Genomic DNA, 17572 nt, shown 5'->3' with positions numbered 1-17572 from the left:
GCGCCCGTCAAGGGTCTCGGATAGCTCTTTTTCGGCACGCAAACAGGTGCCTTGGGCTGATCGTCGTGAGAGGAATCAGTGGGTGTGCTCGTCAGTAGCCTTGAAAGGCTCGTCAGAAAAGACGTGCACCGCTGGCAAAAGAGCCAGGTCTGACGCAGTGAAGCAGATTTGTCTCGGTCGCGTCTGCGGCTTCGACGGTGAAGCATCAAGCGTTTTACGCAAATGCCATTAGCCCGGCGTGAAGCCGGGCTTGGCAGAAGCTTGCTACGATCGTCTGTGTATTAGTACAGACGAACGGCGCGGCGCTGTTCGCGCTGAACTTTCTTGGCGTGACGCTTAACAGCGGCTGCTGCTTTGCGCTTACGCTCAGAAGTTGGCTTCTCGTAAAATTCGCGGCTACGAACTTCAGCCAGTACACCGGCTTTTTCGCAGGAGCGCTTGAAACGACGCAGAGCTACGTCGAAGGGTTCGTTCTCTTTTACTTTGACGGCTGGCATCCAGAGCTACCTTCATTCATTACCGGGGTCAACATCCTCGCGGCAAAAGAGCACTTGAAGACGTCGGTTTTTAAGGGTTGCGGATGTTAACCCCTCATCGCACGGAATGCAAAGCCTCTGATCGAAAACCGCTGGTCGGGGCATCACGCGGCGACTATTATGCGCGCCTTCGAATTCAGCCTAAACAAGGCGCAAACCCATGCTAGTACTGGGATTAGAAACCTCTTGCGACGAAACCGGTGTCGCGCTTTACGACAGTGAACGCGGTCTGTTGGCCGACGCGCTGTTCAGCCAGATCGACCTGCACCGCGCCTATGGTGGCGTAGTGCCGGAGCTGGCCTCGCGTGACCACGTCAAGCGCATGCTGCCCTTGATTCGTCAGGTGTTGGCCGAAGCCGACTGCGTGCCGACCGAGATCGACGCCATCGCTTATACCGCGGGCCCTGGCCTGGTCGGTGCGTTGCTGGTGGGCGCTTCCTGTGCCCAGGCGCTGGCCTTTGCCTGGGGCATTCCGGCGCTGGGCGTGCACCATATGGAAGGCCACCTGCTGGCGCCGATGCTGGAGTCGCAACCACCGGAATTTCCGTTCGTCGCTTTGTTGGTGTCGGGTGGTCATACACAGTTGGTTCAGGTCGACGGAATCGGTCAGTACACGCTGCTGGGCGAAACCTTGGATGACGCCGCAGGCGAGGCCTTCGACAAGACCGCGAAGATGATGGGGCTCAATTATCCGGGTGGCCCGGAAATCGCTCGGCTGGCCGAGCAGGGCGTTGCAGGACGTTTCGTTTTCCCGCGTCCGATGTGCGACCGCCCTGGGCTGGACTTCAGCTTCAGCGGCTTGAAAACCTTCGCCCTGAACACCTGGCAGCAGTGTGTGAGTGCCGGAGACGACGGTGAGCAAGCCCGTTGCGACATCTCGCTGGCGTTCCAGCAGGCCGTGGTGGAGACTTTGACCATCAAGTGCAAGCGCGCCCTGAAAGCGGCTGGCATGAAGCGCCTGGTGATCGCTGGAGGCGTCAGTGCCAACAAGGCGCTTCGCTCCTCCCTGGAAAAAATGCTCGGCGACCTGAAGGGCGATGTTTTTTACGCCCGTCCGCAGTTCTGCACCGATAACGGCGCCATGATTGCGTTTGCCGGTTGCCAGCGCCTGCAGGCTGGCCAGCAGGAAAGCCTGGCGATCAGTGTGCAGGCGCGGTGGCCGATGGAGCAGTTGTCGCCCCTGTGATGAGCGGCGCTCATGGCTGGCTGCTAAAAATGCCGTTCGCGCCCGGCAAACAGGTCGCGTAGATTGCCCCGGTGGCGCCAGACGATCATTGCGGTCAGGGCGCACATGGGCAGCAGCGCTGCCGGCTCTTGCCAGGCCAGCAGTGGCAGGGTCAGGGGCGTGGCGATCAAGGCGGCCAGCGAGCTGGTACGGGTCAGGTAGAACGTCAGCAGCCAGGCGCAGACCGCCATCAAGGCTGCTGGCGGGTACAGCCCCAGCAGCATGCCGGCAGCGGTGGCGACACCCTTGCCACCGCGAAAGCGGAAGTACAGCGGGAACAGGTGACCGATAACGGCGCAAACGCCGATCCAGGCCTGATCCTGCAGTGACAGGCCTGCGAGGCTGGCGATCAGTACGGGCAACAGGCCTTTGCAGAGGTCGCCGAGCAGGGTCAGAATGGCGAGTTTCTTGCCGGCCAGGCGCAACATGTTGGTGGCGCCGGCATTGCCCGAGCCACTCATTCGCGGATCGGGGGTACCGGTCAGGCGGCTGAGCAAAATGGCGAAGGACAGAGAGCCGAGCAGGTAGGCGAGGGTCGCCAGTAACCAAAACATGCTAACTATTCCGGGCGAGGACGCCCTGATTCTAACGGCGCATTGCGCCCTTGTCGTGTAGCGGAGAAAAGTGCTTGGACAGAGTGTTTATCGAGGGCCTGGAAGTCGACACCGTGATCGGTGCTTATGACTGGGAGCGAGGCATCCGACAGTGCTTGCGGCTTGACCTGAGTTTCGCCTGGGATAATCGTCCGGCCGCCGCTGGCGATGACCTGACCCTGGCGCTGGATTACGCGAGCGTTTCGTCGCGCATCCAGGCCTTTGCCGAGCAGGCGCAGTTCCAGCTGGTCGAGACCTTTGCCGAGCGGCTGGTTGAAGTGCTGATGAGCGAATTCAAGATCACCTGGATGCGCCTCAAACTGACCAAGCCAGGTGCGGTTCCTGCCGCTACCGGTGGCGTGGGCGTGGAGATCGAGCGCGGATGTCGCTGACTCAGGTATATCTCGGGCTCGGCAGCAATATCGAGCGCGAAACCCATTTGCAGGCCGGCCTGGAAGCACTGGCGGGTTTTTTGGTGGATATGCGTTGCTCGGCGGTCTTCGAAAGCCAGCCAGTGGGGATCAAGAGCGGACCGTTCTTCAATTTCGTGGTGTCGGCCTGTACCGACTTGCCGCTGATGGAGCTGGATCGCCGATTAAAGTTCATTGAGGCCGATAATGGGCGTTACGCGCCTGATCGCCGAGGTTTGCCTCTGGATATCGACGTGTTGCTGTACGGTGACTTGGTGGGCAACTTCGATGGCCTGGTGCTGCCGAGGGCGGAAATTCTTAAAAATGCCTTTGTATTGTGGCCGTTGTCGCTGATTGCGCCGGATCGCGTGCACCCGGGTGTAGGTAAAAGTTTCGCCGCGTTGTGGGCCGAAGCGCAGATTGATCAAGTGCTTGCGCCGGTGGCATTTGAGTGGCGTGGGCAGCCATTAACCCCGTCCGATTTGCTTTAAAGCAAAAGATCGCAGCCTGCGGCAGCTCCTACATGGAAACGCATATTCCTGTGTAGGAGCTGCCGCAGGCTGCGATCTTGTGATCTTGCTTAGGCTTGTTCCTTGTAAGCTTTCAACGCCTTGAGCCGTTCACGCTTGATTGCCTCGCCCAGCTCAGGCCCTTTGAATCCCTGCTCCAGCAACGGCTGAACCGCCACGCTACGCGCCGCCGTCGCCGCCCCGCGCAGGTAATCGGCCTGTGGATACCTTCTCTGCTCCAGCCCCTTCCGCCCTCGCGCATCCATCTCACAAGCCGCGATGAATTCCTCGAACCGCTGCGGCCGACGGTAAACGTCGAAGCTCTGCAGTAGCTCCAGCAAGGTCGATGGTTTCAGTTCCAGTGCGCGATGACCGTGGGTGTGGTACTCGCCGACCAGCAACGCCAGCTCCTGGCAATCCCTCGGTGCCTTGAAGCGTTCGTTGACCGCTTTGATCAACTTCACTCCCTTGGACTCATGGGCAATGTGACGCGGCCACTGCTCCTCTGGCGTCAGCCCCTTACCCAGGTCATGCAGCAGGCAGGCCCAGCGTACGGTGAGCGGTTGTTTGTGTAGTGCCGCTTGCTGCAGCACGCTCAGGGTGTGGGCGCCGGTGTCGATTTCCGGGTGGTGGGCTGCCGGTTGCGGGACGCCGAAAAGTGCGTCGACTTCCGGCATCAGTACTTCGAGCGCGCCACATGCGCGCAATACCTCGATAAACACCTGTGGCTGATTTTCCATCAGGGCGCGGGAGATTTCTTTCCAGCTACGCTCCGCCGTCAGCGCCTGGAGTTCGCCTGACTCACTGAGCTGGCGCATCAGATCGAGGGTTTCAGGGGCAACGGTGAAGCCGAGTTCGGCGTAGCGCGCGGCGAAGCGAGCAACGCGCAAGACCCTGAGCGGATCTTCGGCAAACGCGGGGGAAACGTGGCGCAGTACACGGGCCTCGAGATCGCGCTGGCCGTGGTAGGGGTCGGTCAGGTTCTGCTGATCGTCTTCGGCCATCGCGTTGATCGTCAGGTCGCGGCGTATCAGGTCTTCTTCGAGGGTCACGTCGGGGCTGGCGTGGAACGTGAACCCGCCATAACCGCGTCCGCTTTTGCGTTCGGTGCGGGCGAGGGCATATTCCTCGCCGGTTTTCGGATGAAGAAACACCGGAAAGTCAGCGCCTACAGGCCGATAACCCTTGGCGAGCATCTCTTCAGTGGTCGCGCCGACCACGACCCGGTCGATATCGGTGACAGCTATGCCGAGCAGGCGATCGCGTACCGCGCCGCCAACTTTATAAATCTGCATGAAAAACCTCCGTTAGCTCGACAGGATAACCCTTGCTTCGAGCGTTCGGAGGCATAAACGGCATCACAAATGGATGACAGCCAGGTCCAGCCGGCCGTAATCGCCTTCGGCGTGTTCGCCCCTCGGTGGCACATGGTGGGTTTTCATGATCTGGTCACCCTGCAGGGTTTCCAGGTGAATATCAAAGCCCCAGAGGCGATGCAGGTGCTTGAGCACTTCCTCGGTGGACTCTCCCAGCGGTTTACGGTCGTGCTGCTGGTGGCGCAGGGTCAGAGAGCGGTCGCCGCGTCTGTCGATGCTGTAGATCTGCACGTTGGGTTCGCGATTGCCCAGGTTGTATTGGGCGGCCAGGGTTTCACGGATGATGCGATAACCGCCTTCGTCATGAATGGCCGGTACCAGTAGATCGTCTTTCTGGTCGTCATCGAGAATGCTGAACAGCTTGAGGTCGCGGATCACTTTGGGTGAAAGGTACTGCAGGATGAAACTCTCATCCTTGAAGCTGCTCATGGCGAACTTGATGGCTGCCAGCCAGTCGGTGCCGGCAATGTCCGGGAACCAGCGGTAATCCTCTTCAGTAGGTTCTTCGCACATGCGCCGTATGTCGCGGTACATGGCAAAGCCCAGGGCGTAGGGGTTGATACCGCTGTAATAGGGGCTGTCGAAGCCAGGCTGGAAGACCACGCTGGTGTGGGACGTCAGGAACTCCATCATGAAGCCGTCGGTCACCAGGCCTTCGTCGTACAGGTCGTTCATCAGGGTGTAGTGCCAGAATGTGGCCCAGCCTTCGTTCATGACCTGGGTCTGGCGTTGAGGATAAAAATACTGGGCGATCTTGCGTACGATCCGCACGATTTCCCGCTGCCAGGGCTCCAGCAGCGGCGCATGTTTTTCGATGAAGTACAGGATGTTCTCCTGCGGTTCGGCGGGGAAGCGCGCGTTGTCCTTGTCGCTGTACTTGTCTGCGCCTTTGGGAATGGTGCGCCACAGATCGTTGATCTGCTTCTGCAGGTGTTCTTCCCGGTCCTTTTGCCGGCGTCGTTCTTCCTCGGCGGAAATAGGGTAGGGACGTTTGTAGCGATCAACACCGTAGTTCATCAATGCGTGGCAGGAGTCGAGCAAGTCTTCGACCGCATCGATGCCATGGCGCTCTTCGCACTGCATGATGTACTGCTTGGCGAACACCAGGTAATCGATGATCGAGCTGGCATCGGTCCAGGTGCGGAACAGGTAATTGCCCTTGAAGAAGCTGTTGTGCCCGTAGCACGCATGCGCCACCACCAGCGCCTGCATGCAGATGGTGTTTTCCTCCATGAGGTAGGCGATGCACGGGTCGGAGTTGATCACGATTTCGTAGGCCAGCCCCATCTGGCCGCGTGTGTAGGACTTTTCGGTGCTGAGAAAATGTTTGCCGTAGGACCAGTGGTGATACCCCAGCGGCATACCGACGGAGGCGTAGGCGTCCATCATCTGTTCAGCGGTGATCACTTCGATCTGGTTAGGGTACGTATCGAGCGCGTAGCGAGCTGCAATACGACTGATTTCACGGTCGTAGGCCTGGATCAGCTCGAACGTCCATTCCGATCCGGTGGATATGGGTTGGCGCTTCTGCTCTTTGGCGGTCATGTCACTAACCTGCGCTGGAAGAGTTCACGGAAGACCGGATAGATATCCCCGGCCGAGACCAGTTGTTGCTGGGCAAAAGTGTCGGAAAAGGCTTCAGCGATGCGCTCGTACTCGAACCACAGTGCCTGATGTTCCCGTGGGGTAATCTCAACGTAAGTGTAGTACTGCACGAATGGCATGATCTGGTTGATCAGGATGTCGCGACAAATAGGCGAATCGTCGTTCCAGTTGTCGCCGTCGGAGGCCTGGGCAGCGTAGATGTTCCACTCGTTGGCCGGATAGCGCTCGGCCATGATTTCCTGCATCAACTTCAAGGCGCTGGACACGATGGTGCCGCCGGTTTCTCGGGAGTAGAAGAACTCCTCCTCGTCCACTTCGCGGGCACTGGTGTGGTGGCGGATGAACACCACGTCGATCTTGTCGTAGTTACGCTTGAGAAACAGGTACAGCAGGATGAAGAAGCGCTTGGCGATGTCCTTGGTCGCCTGGGTCATCGAACCGGAAACGTCCATGAGGCAGAACATCACCGCCTTCGAGCTGGGGTTGGGTTGTTTGATCAGCAGGTTGTACTTGAGGTCGAAGGTGTCGAGAAAGGGTACGCGGTGAATACGCGCGCTGAGTTTTTCGATTTCTGCCTCAAGTTCCTGGATATCGCCGAAGTTGTCCGGTTCTTCCTGCTTGAGTCGCAGCAGTTCCTCTTTGGCTTCGCGCAGTTTCGCCCGGCTGCTGCCGGACAGGGCGATTCGCCGTGCGTGGGCTGAGCGCAGGGTGCGGATGATGTTGATCCGGGAGGGGTTGCCCTCGTTGCTGATCCCCGCGCGCACGGTCTTGAAGGTGTCGGTGCCGGTCAGGTTGCGCTTGACCAGGTTTGGCAGTTCAAGGTCTTCGAACATGAACTCGAGGAATTCTTCCTGGGTGATCTGGAAGACGAACTCGTCCATCCCTTCGCCCGAGTTGCCGGCCTTGCCAGGTCCTCTGCCGCCGCCACCCCCAGGTGGCCGGGCAATGTGTTCGCCGCTGGTGAATTCCTTGTTGCCCGGGTGCACGACGGTCTGTTTGCCGCCGCGTCCGTGGTGAAGCACCGGTTCGTCGATGTCGCGCCCCGGGATGCTGATTTGCTCGCCGTGTTCCATATCGGTAATGGAACGCCGGCTGACCGCCTCTTCGACAGCCTTTTTGATGTGATCACGGTAACGCCGCAGAAACCGCTGGCGGTTCACCGTGCTCTTGTTCTTGCCATTGAGACGTCGGTCGATCACATAGCTCATAGGCCCTCCGGGGAGCTTCGAGTCATAAGCTTCAAGCTGCAAGACAGAAGCTTCAGAAACAAGCGGCGCGCGACATATGGCCACATTTACGCCAACAACGCGTTTTCGGTGGGGCGGTGTCGCGTGCCGCTTGCAGCTCCCTTACTGGGACTTTCTGACCCTCAGGTACCACTCGGACAGCAGCCGTACCTGTTTGTCTGTGTAACCGCGCTCGACCATTCGAGTGACGAAGTCGTTGTGTTTCTGCTGGTCCTCTTTGCTGGCCTTGGCGTTGAAGCTGATGACTGGCAGGAGGTCCTCGGTGTTGGAGAACATTTTCTTCTCGATGACCACCCGCAGTTTTTCGTAGCTGAGCCAGGTCGGATTCTTGCCGTTGTTGTTGGCACGGGCGCGCAGCACAAAGTTGACGATTTCGTTGCGGAAATCCTTCGGATTGCTGATGCCGGCCGGTTTTTCGATTTTCTCCAGTTCTTCGTTCAGCGCAACACGGTTGAGGATTTCGCCGGTTTCCGGGTCGCGATACTCCTGATCCTGGATCCAGAAGTCTGCGTACAGCACGTAGCGATCGAAGATGTTCTGTCCGTACTCGCTGTAGGACTCGAGGTAGGCGGTCTGGATCTCCTTGCCGATGAATTCGATGTAACGCGGTGCCAGGTACTCCTTGAGGAAGCGCAGGTAGCGTTCACGGGTTTCGGCCTGGAACTGTTCCTGCTCGATCTGTTGCTCGAGCACGTACAGCAGGTGCACCGGGTTGGCGGCGATTTCGTGAGGATCGAAGTTGAAGACCTTGGACAGGATCTTGAACGCGAAGCGGGTCGACAGGCCGTTCATGCCTTCGTCGACACCGGCGTTGTCGCGATACTCCTGGATCGACTTGGCCTTCGGATCGGTGTCCTTGAGGTTTTCGCCGTCGTACACCCGCATCTTGGAGTAGATGTTGGAGTTTTCCGGTTCCTTCAGACGTGAAAGCACAGTGAACTGGGCGAGCATTTTCAAAGTGTCGGGCGCGCAATGGGCTTTGGCCAGCGAGCTGTTGAACAGCAACTTGTCGTAGATCTTCACCTCGTCACTGACCCGCAGGCAGTACGGCACTTTGACGATGTAGATCCGGTCGATGAACGCCTCGTTGTTCTTGTTGTTGCGGAAGGTGTGCCATTCCGATTCGTTGGAGTGGGCCAGCAGGATCCCGGTGAACGGAATCGCACCGAGACCTTCTGTACTGTTGTAGTTGCCTTCCTGGGTCGCGGTCAGCAATGGGTGCAGCACCTTGATCGGCGCCTTGAACATTTCGACGAATTCCATCAGGCCCTGGTTGGCCCGGCACAGTGCGCCCGAATAGCTGTAGGCATCGGCGTCGTTCTGTGGGAATTCTTCCAGTTTGCGGATATCGACCTTGCCCACCAGTGCCGAGATGTCCTGGTTGTTTTCATCGCCCGGCTCGGTTTTGGCCACGGCGATCTGGTTGAGGATCGACGGGTAGAGTTTGACCACGCGGAACTGGCTGATGTCGCCGCCGAATTCGGCCAGGCGTTTGGTGGCCCATGGCGACATGATGGTGTTGAGGTAGCGCCGCGGGATGCCGAAATCTTCCTCGAGGATCGCGCCATCTTCAGTGGCGTTGAACAGACCCAGGGGCGATTCGAATACCGGCGAGCCCTTGATCGCGTAGAAGGGCACTCTTTCCATCAGTTGCTTGAGTTTTTCGGCCAGGGACGATTTACCACCGCCAACGGGGCCGAGCAGATAAAGGATCTGTTTCTTCTCTTCCAGGCCTTGGGCGGCATGGCGGAAATACGACACGATCTGGTCGATGCATTCTTCCATCCCGTGGAAGTCTTCAAAGGCCGGATAGCGGCGGATCACCTTGTTGGAGAAGATTCGCGACAGCCTCGAGTTGGTCGAGGTGTCGAGGAGTTCCGGTTCGCCGATGGCCAGCAACAGACGCTCGGCGGCGGAAACGTAGGCGCTACGGTCCTTTTTGCACAACTCCAGATACTCTTGCAGCGAGAGTTCTTCCTGGCGTGTGGACTCGAAACGTTGTTGGAAGTGGCTAAAGATACTCATGACGTCACCTCGCTCGATACGTGGAGCCGACGCCGGATCACTCAGTCGATGCTGGCAGCAACCGAACAGGCAGTCGCTGTTTACCCCCCAGAACTCTTTCGGAGCTGACTACCCCGAAAGCTACTCCCGATGACCCGTGCGCCGGTGTACCGGCTCTCCCCTGTTTTGGATGGCCTGCGCTTAAGGATAGTTGGGAATTCGGGAGGTAAAGGCGAGATACGTAATTAGTTGTGGCTGACCGTTCGTCTGCCACCGCGCAAGCCCGCGGTGGCTGGGGCTTGCACATGACAAAAAAATTATTCGCTGGTGCCTTGCGCCGTTTCCGTAGGGTAAGTCGTACGCCACAGCTCAAAACCGCCATCCATGCTGTAGACGTCGGAGAAACCCTGGCTGATCAGGTAGGCGGCGGCGCCCTGGCTGGAGTTGCCGTGATAGCAGACCACCACGGTTGGCGCGTCCAGGTCGGCGCCCTGGATGAAGGCGTGCAGGGAGTGGTTGTCCAGATGCCTGGAGCCGCTGATGTGCAGGGCGGCAAAGGTCGCGGGATCGCGGACGTCGACCACCACTGCGCCTTGTTCGCGCAGGGCCTGGGCCTGTTCCGGGGGGATACGTTTGAATTCGCTCATGGCGGGCTCCTTTGGCTCGGCTGAAAGCGCAGTCTAGCGCGGGGCGCTGGCTGACGATGGTTCGGAAATCTGTGGGGCGACTGGCGGCGCGGCGGCATGGCCATGTTCGTCGCATTTGCAGGACAGGCGTTCGCCCGTGTCGACATTCATCAGGGTCAGGGCACCGCCCCAGACGCAGCCGGTATCGAGGGCCGAGATGTTCGGCTCCTGGACCTTGCCTTCCAGCGCTGCCCAGTGGCCGAAGATGATCTTCAGGTCCCTGGTCTTGCGCTCCTTGTGCTGGAACCACGGTTTGTAGCCTGCCGGTGCCGTGTCGAGGCCTTCCTTGCTCTTGAGGTCAAGCTTGCCCTCGGCCGTACAAAAGCGCATGCGCGTGAAATAGTTGGTAATCACCCGTAGGCGCGTCACGCCCTTGAGGTCGCTGTCCCATTTCGCCGGATCGTTCCCGTACATGCCATCGAGGTAGGGTGGCAGCAGGTTGTCGTCGCGCAGGGCGGTCTCGACTTCGGCAGCGTATTTCAGCGCTTTGCGCAGCGACCATTGCGGTGGAATGCCGGCATGCACCATCGCAACGTTGCGCTGTTCGTCGTAGTGCATGAGTTTTTGCTGGCGCAGCCATTCCATCAACTCGGCGCTGTCCGGGGCTTCGATAATCTCGCGAAGGGTGTCGGCTTTCTTCAGGCGCTCGATGTTCTTCCCGGCCGCCAGCAAGTGCAGGTCATGGTTGCCGAGCACGCACACCAGCGATTCGCGGATGCTATAGAGGAAGCGCAAGGTTTCCAGCGACTGCGGACCGCGGTTGACCAGGTCGCCCACCAGCCACAGGCGATCGCTTGCCGGGTCGAAGGCGACCTTCTTGAGCAGGCATTGCAATGCGTCGAGGCAGCCTTGCAGGTCGCCAACGGCATAGGTTGCCATTAGTGCAAGGCTCCGGGCACCGCCAGGCGGAACGGGGCGATGATGGCATCGAAATGTTTGCCGTCATCGGCGCGCATCTCGTAGGTACCCTGCATGGTACCGACCTTGGATGTCATGACGGTGCCGCTGCTGTAGGTATGGCTTTCGCCCGGCTCGATCAGCGGTTGCTGGCCAACCACGCCCGCACCGCGAACTTCCTCGACATGCCCGTCGCCATCGGTGATGACCCAATGCCGAGACAACAGTTTGGCCGCTAGCGAGCCGTTATTTTGCACGGTGATGGTATACGCGAAGGCAAAACGCTCTTGCTCGGGTTGCGACTGTTCTGCCAGATAGCGGGTGACGACGCTGACGTCGACCTGATAACGAGGATCGGACATGCAAAGGGCCTTAAAAACGAAGCGGAACGCGGGGCATGACTGATGATCAGTCTAGGCCAGGTATCGGATAGTAAACCAGACATAAACGCTGGTGTCCTACCCGATAACGCTTCAGTTCTGTCAGACGTCCGCGGCTTTCTGTAGGACTTGTTCGCTTAGCTTATCGGCAAGGCGTACGAAGGCCGCCAGATCGAGCTGTTCGGGCCGCAAGCTGCCATCGACGCCAGCGGCTTCGATTTCGGCGTTGCTCAGCAACAGCTTGAGTGTGTTGCGCAGGGTTTTGCGGCGCTGGTTGAATGCCTCGCGCACGACACGCTCCAGCAAACGGTGGTCCTTGGCCGGGTGCGGCAGCACCGCGTGGGGCACCAGGCGCACGATGGCCGAGTCGACTTTGGGTGGCGGATTGAACGCACCAGGCCCTACGTTGAACAGGTGTTCGACCCGGCAGTGGTACTGGACCATGATCGACAGCCGGCCCCAGTCACCGCCACCAGGCCCTGCCGCCAGGCGCTCGACCACTTCCTTTTGCAGCATGAAGTGCATGTCGCGAATCAGGTGCGCGTTGTGCAGCAGGTGGAAAATCAGCGGCGTGGAGATGTTGTAGGGCAGGTTACCGACCACGCGCAGGCTGCCAGGTGCGGCATTCAGGCTGGTGAAATCGAACTTCAACGCATCACCCTGATGCAGGTTGAAGTTGCTCTTGCCGGCGAATTGCTGGTTGAGGATCGGGATCAGGTCCTTGTCCAGTTCCACCACGTCGAGCTGGGCGCCGCTGCTGAGCAGGCCTTGGGTCAATGCGCCCTGGCCAGGGCCGATTTCCAGGAGACGGTCTTCGGCCTTGGCATGAATGGAGCGCAGGATGCGGTCGATAACGCCAGCATCGTGCAGGAAGTTCTGGCCAAAGCGCTTGCGCGCCTTGTGTTGGTATTGCTCGGTCATAAACGGGTCTCGGCCATCTGGTAGGCGGTTTCCAGGGCGACTTGCAGGCTGCCGGTGTCGATCTTGCCGCTGCCGGCCAGGTCCAGGGCGGTGCCGTGGTCGACCGATGTGCGGATGATCGGCAAGCCGAGGGTCACATTGACTGCTGCGCCGAAGCCTTTGTATTTCAGCACAGGCAGGCCCTGGTCGTGGTACATCGCCAGCACTGCATCGCAGTGCTCCAGATATTTGGGGGTAAACAGAGTGTCGGCGGGCAAGGGGCCGCGCAGGTCCATGCCTTCGCCGCGCAAGCGCTCTAACGTGGGTTCGATGATATCGATTTCTTCATGGCCCAGATGTCCGCCTTCACCGGCATGGGGGTTGAGCCCGCACACCAGGATGCGTGGCTGGGCAATGCCGAATTTTTGTTGCAGGTCGGTGTGCAGGATTCGCGTGACCCGCTCCAGCCGCTCAGGTGTGATCGCATCGGCAATCTCGCGCAGAGGCAGGTGAGTAGTGACCAGCGCCACGCGCAGCCCGCGAGTGGCGAGCATCATCACCACTTGCGCGGTATGGGTCAGGTCAGCGAGGAATTCCGTGTGCCCGGAAAAGGCGATACCGGATTCATTGATCACGCCTTTGTGCACCGGGGCGGTGATCATGCCGGCAAAATGCCCATCCAGGCAGCCTTGGCCCGCTCGGGTCAGGGTTTCCAGGACGAAAGCGGCGTTGGCCTTGTCCAGTTGCCCGGCGACGACCTTGGCGTTGAGCGGTGTATCCCAGACATACAGGCTGTTGGCGGGAGCGGGAGCATCCGGCCAGTTGTTCGGCGTGACGGGCAGCACATCGACAGCCACACCCAGCTGCGCGGCCCGCTCAAGGAGCAGGTCGCGGCTGGTGATGGCAATCAGGGGGTGTGGCTGGGCGTGCGAGGCGAGCAGCAGGCACAGGTCGGGACCTATGCCGGCTGGTTCGCCGGGTGTCAGCGCGAAACGTTGGGGTTTCACTGCGCTGCCTGGTCGGCGCCAGGGAGTTTGATTTCCACGTACGCTTCGTCACGGATCTGACGCAGCCAGGTTTGCAGCTCTTCATCGTATTTGCGGTTACGCAGTACGGTCATCGCTTGTTGCTCGCGAGCCTGGTTGGTGCTGTCTGTGGCGCGACGGCCAAGGACTTCCAGGACGTGCCAGCCGTATTGAGTCTGGAACGGCTTGGACAGCTGACCTTGCGGGGTCTTGGCCATCACTTCGCGGAACTCTGGAACCAATACGCTCGGGTCGATCCAGTTCAAGTCGCCGCCATTGAGCGCGGAACCCGGATCTTCCGAGTAGCTTTTCGCCAGTTCGCCGAAGTCTTCACCCGATTCGATGCGGCTGTATAGCGACTCGGCCAAGGCCTTGGTTTTAGCTTCGTCACGGATAGGACTTGGTTTGACCAGGATGTGGCGGACATGCACTTCGTCGCGTACCTGGGCTTCACCACCACGCTTGCCGGTGATCTTCAGGATGATGAAGCCACCTGGCGTGCGCATTGGCTGAGTGATGTCGCCAACCGCCATGGTGCTCAGCAGCTGATCGAACGGAGGTGGCAACTGTGCGGCTTTACGCCAGCCCATGTCGCCGCCTTCCAGTGCGGTTTCGCTGGCGGATTTGGCGAGCGCCAATTGAGCGAAGTCAGCGCCTTGCTTGAGCTGCTGGTACACCGCGTCAGCCTGTTTGGCTGCAGCCTGAATGGCCTCGGAATTGGCGCTTTCCGGCGTGGCAATCATGATGTTGGACAGGCGGAACTCTTGGGACAGCTGCATTTTGCCCAGGTCTGAAGCGAGGAAGTTCTTCACTTCCTGCTCGGACACCTGGATTCGCTCGGCCACCCGGCGCTGGCGCACACGGCTGATGACCATTTCACGGCGGATCTGGTCACGCGCGTCATCGTAGGACAGACCGTCATGAGTCAGGGCAGCGCGGAATTGCTCGATCGACATGTTATTGCGCTGGGCAATGGTGCCGACAGCCTGGTTCAGTTCTTCATCGGTAATACGGATGCCGGAACGTTCGCCGATCTGCAGTTGCAGGTTCTCGACGATCAGGCGCTCAAGCACCTGTTGCTCCAGTACGCTGGCCGGTGGCACGGCGGAGCCGCGCTTGGCGATGGTTTGCTGGACTTCGTGGACCCGTTGGTCCAGTTGGCTCTGCATGACCACGTCGTTGTCGACAATGGCCACCACTTTATCGATGGACTGTACCGCGGCGTTGGCCGCGGTACCCAGGAACAGCGCGCCCAGCAGCAGCGGGCGCAGACAATCAGAAAGCTTGGTCTTCACGTTCACGATAACCTTGAATGCCTCTGTCTAGGAAACTCTCTACTTTCGAGCCGGTGAGGCCACCGAGTCCCTTCAGAACAATTTGGAGGAAGACGCCATGGTCGCCTTTTTCGTTTTGCGGTGCTTCCTGGCTGAACTCTTCATAGTCGACCCAGTAACGGTTGATCAGACGCAGTTTCCAGCAGCAGTTGTCATATTCGAAACCACCGAAGGCTTCCAGAGTGCGGTTGCGGTTGTAGTCATACTGCCAACGGCTGATGACGTTCCATTGTGGCACGACCGGCCAGATCACCGAGAAGTCGTGCTGTACGATCTTGTAGTAATCCTTCACGTAGTCAGGCTGGCCCGGGACGCCGTAGTCACCACCACCTACTTGCCACTGACCGGTGTTTTGGTCGTAACGAACCTGGTCATTACGATAGCGATAGCCGGCGTTGATAACCTTGTTCGGGTTGTCTTCAGGTTGGTAGTGGAACATCGCGCTGCCCGAACGAGGGCTGCGGCTGTCCGGGTCCCAGTTGTAATCGGCAGTGGTGCGCCAATCGCGGTTCCAGCGATACTCGTACTCAAGTGCATAAGGCGAAACATCGGAGTGCGCGTCTTCGCGGGTTTTGGCATCGATCCCCGGCAATTGGACTTCGCGATCCTTGAAGTACAGGGCCTGGCCGACGCTGATGCGTTGACGCTCGAAGCCATTTTCTTCTATCCAGCGGCTGGTTAGACCAAGGGACAGCTTGTTCTCATCGCCGACACGGTCAGAACCGTAGAAGCGATTGTCGCGGAACAGCGATGAATAGTTGAAGGTCATTTCGCCGGTATCGAAGACAGGAATGTCTTCCTGGTCCTTCTCGGGTACGTAGAGGTAGAACAGGCGTGGCTCAAGGGTCTGGTTATAGTCTTTGCCAAACCAGTTGGTCTTGCGATCGAAATACAGGCCGCTGTCGATGCTTGCGATTGGCACGCCACGGTTCTGGTTGCTGTCGAACGTGCCGTTGAGGCGGTCCTGTTCTGCAGTCTGCGCGGCAACCTGGCTTTTGCCGATGCTGTCCAGGTCCAGTTGGTACTGCGTGTACTGATATTTGAGCTTAGGCGTCAGGAAGCCATAGCTCGCCTCCATCGGATAGCTGACCGCTGGCGCAAGGTTGAGGCGATCGCCATTGGCGCGGGCCAGGCCTTGAACGTTGGTGTCGAGGCGCGGCTCTACGTTGCCATCTTCATCGGTGAAGTTGCCGTTCTTCAAGTCCCGGTCAAACCGTACGAGCTCGGTGTCATAGGTGAAATTCAGGCCGCCTGGACGATCCGGCAGCGCACCGTTGAAGGTGATCTGCGGCAAGCGGTCGTACGGCGTGATGTTCGACACGGTCGCCAGTTGATAAGCCTGGGCATTCACGCGAGCGGTGTAGCTGTCGCCACGGTAGCTGACGACACCTTGCTGGTTAACGTAGTCGGCGCTTTTCACACCGATCTGGTCAGTCTGCAGATCCTGGAAGTAATAAGGATCGCTGATCTTGGTGTAGTCGACTTCTGTCAGGACGCGCGAATCAAGACCACCCTTGTGCTGCCAGTTGTACATGTAGCGGGTTTTTTCGTAATCGGTCTGCAGCTTGCGATCGTCGTTCTCGTCGTTGAGGTACGCGGCGCCGAACTGACCTTCGCTGGACTTGGTCAGGTAGCGGAATTCGCCTTCCATCAACAGGCCGCGATCGCTCATGTAGCGCGGGTACAGCGTGGCATCGTAGTTCGGTGCCAGGTTGAAGTAATACGGCGTGACCAGCAGGAAGCCGGTATCGGTGCCTGTGCCGATGGTCGGCGGCAGGAAGCCGGATTGACGACGGTCGTCGATCGGGAAGTAGATATACGGCGTGTACAGGACCGGAATGTCCTTGACCCGCAGTGTCACGTTGGTCGCGGTACCGAAGCCGGTGGCCGGGTTCAGGGTGATGTTGTTGCCCTTGAGCTGCCAGGCGTTGCTGTTCGGCTCGCACGTGGTGTACGTACCATCCTTGAGCCGGATGATCGCGTTCTCGGCACGCTTGGCGTACAGCGCGTTACCGCGGATACGCGATTTGTGCATCACGTATTCGGCGTTGTCGACCTTGGCTTCACCGGTATCGAGTTGCACATCCGCGTGGTCGCCCACGATCAGTGCACCGTTGTCGCGAATGCGCACGTTGCCGCTTAGCTCACCACGGCTCTCGGCCTGGTAAAGGTTGGCTTCGTCGGCCTCGACCTGCATGCTGCCCTGGCGCATGACCACGTCACCGGCCAGGGTGGCGACTTGCTCATCCTGCTTGTAGCGGGAGGCTTTGGCGCCGATAAAGGTTGGGGCGTCACTTTTATTCGTCTTGTCATTCATGCCAGGACGAGTCGGTTCGATATAGGAACCAGAGCAATAAGGACCGGTTTCGGCCAATTGTGCTGCAGTGAGCTGCTCGCGCGGAACCCAGTCGAGGTGGCTGTAGTCTGCGCTACGCGACTTCAGGCCACGGCCTTTGGATTCGGTGACCAGTGCGGGTTTGGCCCCCGTGTCTTCGCTGGTACCCGTTTCGGCGGGTGTCTCGCCGGTGGCGCTGACTGCGCTGCCGTCATGAACCGGACGAGGTGGCAATGCAGCCGCCGGCGATTTTGGCGCACAACTCCAGGCTCCCGAAGCGGAGGCCGAGCAGTCATACTGTTCCGCGGCGACCACGAAAGGGGTGGCCAAGGGTTGCAGAGCCAGCAAACTGCCGGTCATCAACAACGGAAATTTTTTACGAAACGCGGGGGATTTCAATGCCATCTTAATAGTCCGGGCTTCCTGCGTGCCATCTGCCCGCGGTGTGGGCCGCACGCCTCTCGATGGTCTGAAAAAGATGCTGGATAATAAAGCATGACCCGCTTGACG

16 protein-coding genes are annotated in these 17572 nt (G+C 59.3%); 3 read left to right on the top strand and 13 right to left on the bottom strand.

Going from position 1 to position 17572, the window contains the following annotated elements; all coding sequences use genetic code 11:
* Window positions 1-281 precede the first annotated feature (281 nt).
* On the bottom strand, window positions 282-497 hold the full coding sequence (rpsU, locus tag SOP95_RS23880; protein WP_002551877.1) for a 30S ribosomal protein S21: 216 nt from the start codon (window positions 495-497) through the stop codon (window positions 282-284).
* Between the two features lie 199 nt (window positions 498-696).
* On the opposite strand from rpsU, the gene tsaD reads away from it, so the two are divergent.
* The gene (tsaD, locus tag SOP95_RS23875) at window positions 697-1722 is read left to right on the top strand and encodes a tRNA (adenosine(37)-N6)-threonylcarbamoyltransferase complex transferase subunit TsaD (protein ID WP_274077731.1); all 1026 of its coding nucleotides are present in this window, start codon (window positions 697-699) and stop codon (window positions 1720-1722) included.
* A gap of 23 nt (window positions 1723-1745) precedes the next feature.
* Here the strand turns inward: tsaD and plsY are convergent, their stop codons facing one another.
* Window positions 1746-2315 carry a glycerol-3-phosphate 1-O-acyltransferase PlsY gene (gene plsY, locus SOP95_RS23870; RefSeq protein WP_323608539.1) on the bottom strand — a complete coding sequence of 190 codons (570 nt, stop codon included), beginning with the start codon at window positions 2313-2315 and terminating at the stop codon, window positions 1746-1748.
* Window positions 2316-2389: 74 nt separating this feature from the next.
* Here plsY and folB point away from each other — a divergent pair, with 74 nt between their 5' ends.
* Together folB and folK are read left to right on the top strand one after the other, a co-directional pair.
* Window positions 2390-2746: a dihydroneopterin aldolase gene (gene folB / locus SOP95_RS23865; protein WP_008051601.1), complete on the top strand. Its 357-nt coding sequence runs from the start codon at window positions 2390-2392 to the stop codon at window positions 2744-2746.
* Window positions 2737-3255, top strand: a complete 519-nt coding sequence (gene folK / locus SOP95_RS23860) for a 2-amino-4-hydroxy-6-hydroxymethyldihydropteridine diphosphokinase (protein ID WP_323608538.1) — start codon at window positions 2737-2739, stop codon at window positions 3253-3255. Before folB ends, folK begins: the two co-directional genes overlap by 10 nt.
* A gap of 89 nt (window positions 3256-3344) precedes the next feature.
* Here folK and SOP95_RS23855 read toward each other — a convergent pair whose 3' ends face one another.
* The 11 genes from SOP95_RS23855 to SOP95_RS23805 form a co-directional block, all read right to left on the bottom strand.
* A complete protein-coding gene (locus SOP95_RS23855; RefSeq protein WP_323608536.1) occupies window positions 3345-4568 on the bottom strand; it encodes a multifunctional CCA addition/repair protein in 1224 nt (407 codons plus the stop codon).
* Window positions 4569-4631: 63 nt separating this feature from the next.
* On the bottom strand, window positions 4632-6194 hold the full coding sequence (locus tag SOP95_RS23850) for a SpoVR family protein (RefSeq protein ID WP_274077727.1): 1563 nt from the start codon (window positions 6192-6194) through the stop codon (window positions 4632-4634).
* Window positions 6191-7462 carry a YeaH/YhbH family protein gene (locus tag SOP95_RS23845; RefSeq protein WP_008061553.1) on the bottom strand — a complete coding sequence of 424 codons (1272 nt, stop codon included), beginning with the start codon at window positions 7460-7462 and terminating at the stop codon, window positions 6191-6193. Before SOP95_RS23845 ends, SOP95_RS23850 begins: the two co-directional genes overlap by 4 nt.
* A gap of 141 nt (window positions 7463-7603) precedes the next feature.
* Complete coding sequence (locus SOP95_RS23840) at window positions 7604-9526, bottom strand: PrkA family serine protein kinase (protein ID WP_008061555.1); 1923 nt, start codon at window positions 9524-9526, stop codon at window positions 7604-7606.
* A gap of 296 nt (window positions 9527-9822) precedes the next feature.
* Window positions 9823-10152, bottom strand: a complete 330-nt coding sequence (glpE, locus tag SOP95_RS23835) for a thiosulfate sulfurtransferase GlpE (RefSeq protein WP_274077726.1) — start codon at window positions 10150-10152, stop codon at window positions 9823-9825.
* Between the two features lie 33 nt (window positions 10153-10185).
* Window positions 10186-11070, bottom strand: a complete 885-nt coding sequence (locus tag SOP95_RS23830) for a symmetrical bis(5'-nucleosyl)-tetraphosphatase (protein WP_274077725.1) — start codon at window positions 11068-11070, stop codon at window positions 10186-10188.
* A complete protein-coding gene (gene apaG, locus SOP95_RS23825) occupies window positions 11070-11450 on the bottom strand; it encodes a Co2+/Mg2+ efflux protein ApaG (RefSeq protein WP_274077724.1) in 381 nt (126 codons plus the stop codon). The genes SOP95_RS23830 and apaG overlap by 1 nt, the downstream gene beginning before the upstream one ends.
* Before the next feature lie 120 nt (window positions 11451-11570).
* On the bottom strand, window positions 11571-12389 hold the full coding sequence (gene rsmA, locus SOP95_RS23820; RefSeq protein ID WP_274077723.1) for a 16S rRNA (adenine(1518)-N(6)/adenine(1519)-N(6))-dimethyltransferase RsmA: 819 nt from the start codon (window positions 12387-12389) through the stop codon (window positions 11571-11573).
* Entirely contained in the window at window positions 12386-13375 is a 990-nt protein-coding gene (gene pdxA / locus SOP95_RS23815; protein ID WP_323608535.1) for a 4-hydroxythreonine-4-phosphate dehydrogenase PdxA, read from the bottom strand. The genes rsmA and pdxA overlap by 4 nt, the downstream gene beginning before the upstream one ends.
* Complete coding sequence (gene surA / locus SOP95_RS23810) at window positions 13372-14694, bottom strand: peptidylprolyl isomerase SurA (RefSeq protein ID WP_274077721.1); 1323 nt, start codon at window positions 14692-14694, stop codon at window positions 13372-13374. Before surA ends, pdxA begins: the two co-directional genes overlap by 4 nt.
* Complete coding sequence (locus SOP95_RS23805; protein ID WP_323608534.1) at window positions 14669-17467, bottom strand: LPS-assembly protein LptD; 2799 nt, start codon at window positions 17465-17467, stop codon at window positions 14669-14671. Before SOP95_RS23805 ends, surA begins: the two co-directional genes overlap by 26 nt.
* Window positions 17468-17572: the final 105 nt, after the last annotated feature.

The sequence above is a fragment of the Pseudomonas sp. YuFO8 genome, from assembly GCF_035065025.1.
Classification (GTDB): domain Bacteria; phylum Pseudomonadota; class Gammaproteobacteria; order Pseudomonadales; family Pseudomonadaceae; genus Aquipseudomonas; species Aquipseudomonas putida_AE.
Note: the sequence above shows the minus strand (reverse complement) of the source record. Positions and strands in the feature narration are given on the sequence as shown.

What these genes read in the sequence shown, in the direction of transcription:
- rpsU (WP_002551877.1), bottom strand. Translation starts at nt 497, where the DNA reads ATGCCAGCCGTCAAAGTAAAAGAGAACGAACCCTTCGACGTAGCTCTG.
- tsaD (WP_274077731.1), top strand. Translation starts at nt 697, where the DNA reads ATGCTAGTACTGGGATTAGAAACCTCTTGCGACGAAACCGGTGTCGCG.
- plsY (WP_323608539.1), bottom strand. Translation starts at nt 2,315, where the DNA reads ATGTTTTGGTTACTGGCGACCCTCGCCTACCTGCTCGGCTCTCTGTCC.
- folK (WP_323608538.1), top strand. Translation starts at nt 2,737, where the DNA reads ATGTCGCTGACTCAGGTATATCTCGGGCTCGGCAGCAATATCGAGCGC.
- SOP95_RS23855 (WP_323608536.1), bottom strand. Translation starts at nt 4,568, where the DNA reads ATGCAGATTTATAAAGTTGGCGGCGCGGTACGCGATCGCCTGCTCGGC.
- SOP95_RS23850 (WP_274077727.1), bottom strand. Translation starts at nt 6,194, where the DNA reads ATGACCGCCAAAGAGCAGAAGCGCCAACCCATATCCACCGGATCGGAA.
- SOP95_RS23845 (WP_008061553.1), bottom strand. Translation starts at nt 7,462, where the DNA reads ATGAGCTATGTGATCGACCGACGTCTCAATGGCAAGAACAAGAGCACG.
- SOP95_RS23840 (WP_008061555.1), bottom strand. Translation starts at nt 9,526, where the DNA reads ATGAGTATCTTTAGCCACTTCCAACAACGTTTCGAGTCCACACGCCAG.
- glpE (WP_274077726.1), bottom strand. Translation starts at nt 10,152, where the DNA reads ATGAGCGAATTCAAACGTATCCCCCCGGAACAGGCCCAGGCCCTGCGC.
- SOP95_RS23830 (WP_274077725.1), bottom strand. Translation starts at nt 11,070, where the DNA reads ATGGCAACCTATGCCGTTGGCGACCTGCAAGGCTGCCTCGACGCATTG.
- apaG (WP_274077724.1), bottom strand. Translation starts at nt 11,450, where the DNA reads ATGTCCGATCCTCGTTATCAGGTCGACGTCAGCGTCGTCACCCGCTAT.
- rsmA (WP_274077723.1), bottom strand. Translation starts at nt 12,389, where the DNA reads ATGACCGAGCAATACCAACACAAGGCGCGCAAGCGCTTTGGCCAGAAC.
- SOP95_RS23805 (WP_323608534.1), bottom strand. Translation starts at nt 17,467, where the DNA reads ATGGCATTGAAATCCCCCGCGTTTCGTAAAAAATTTCCGTTGTTGATG.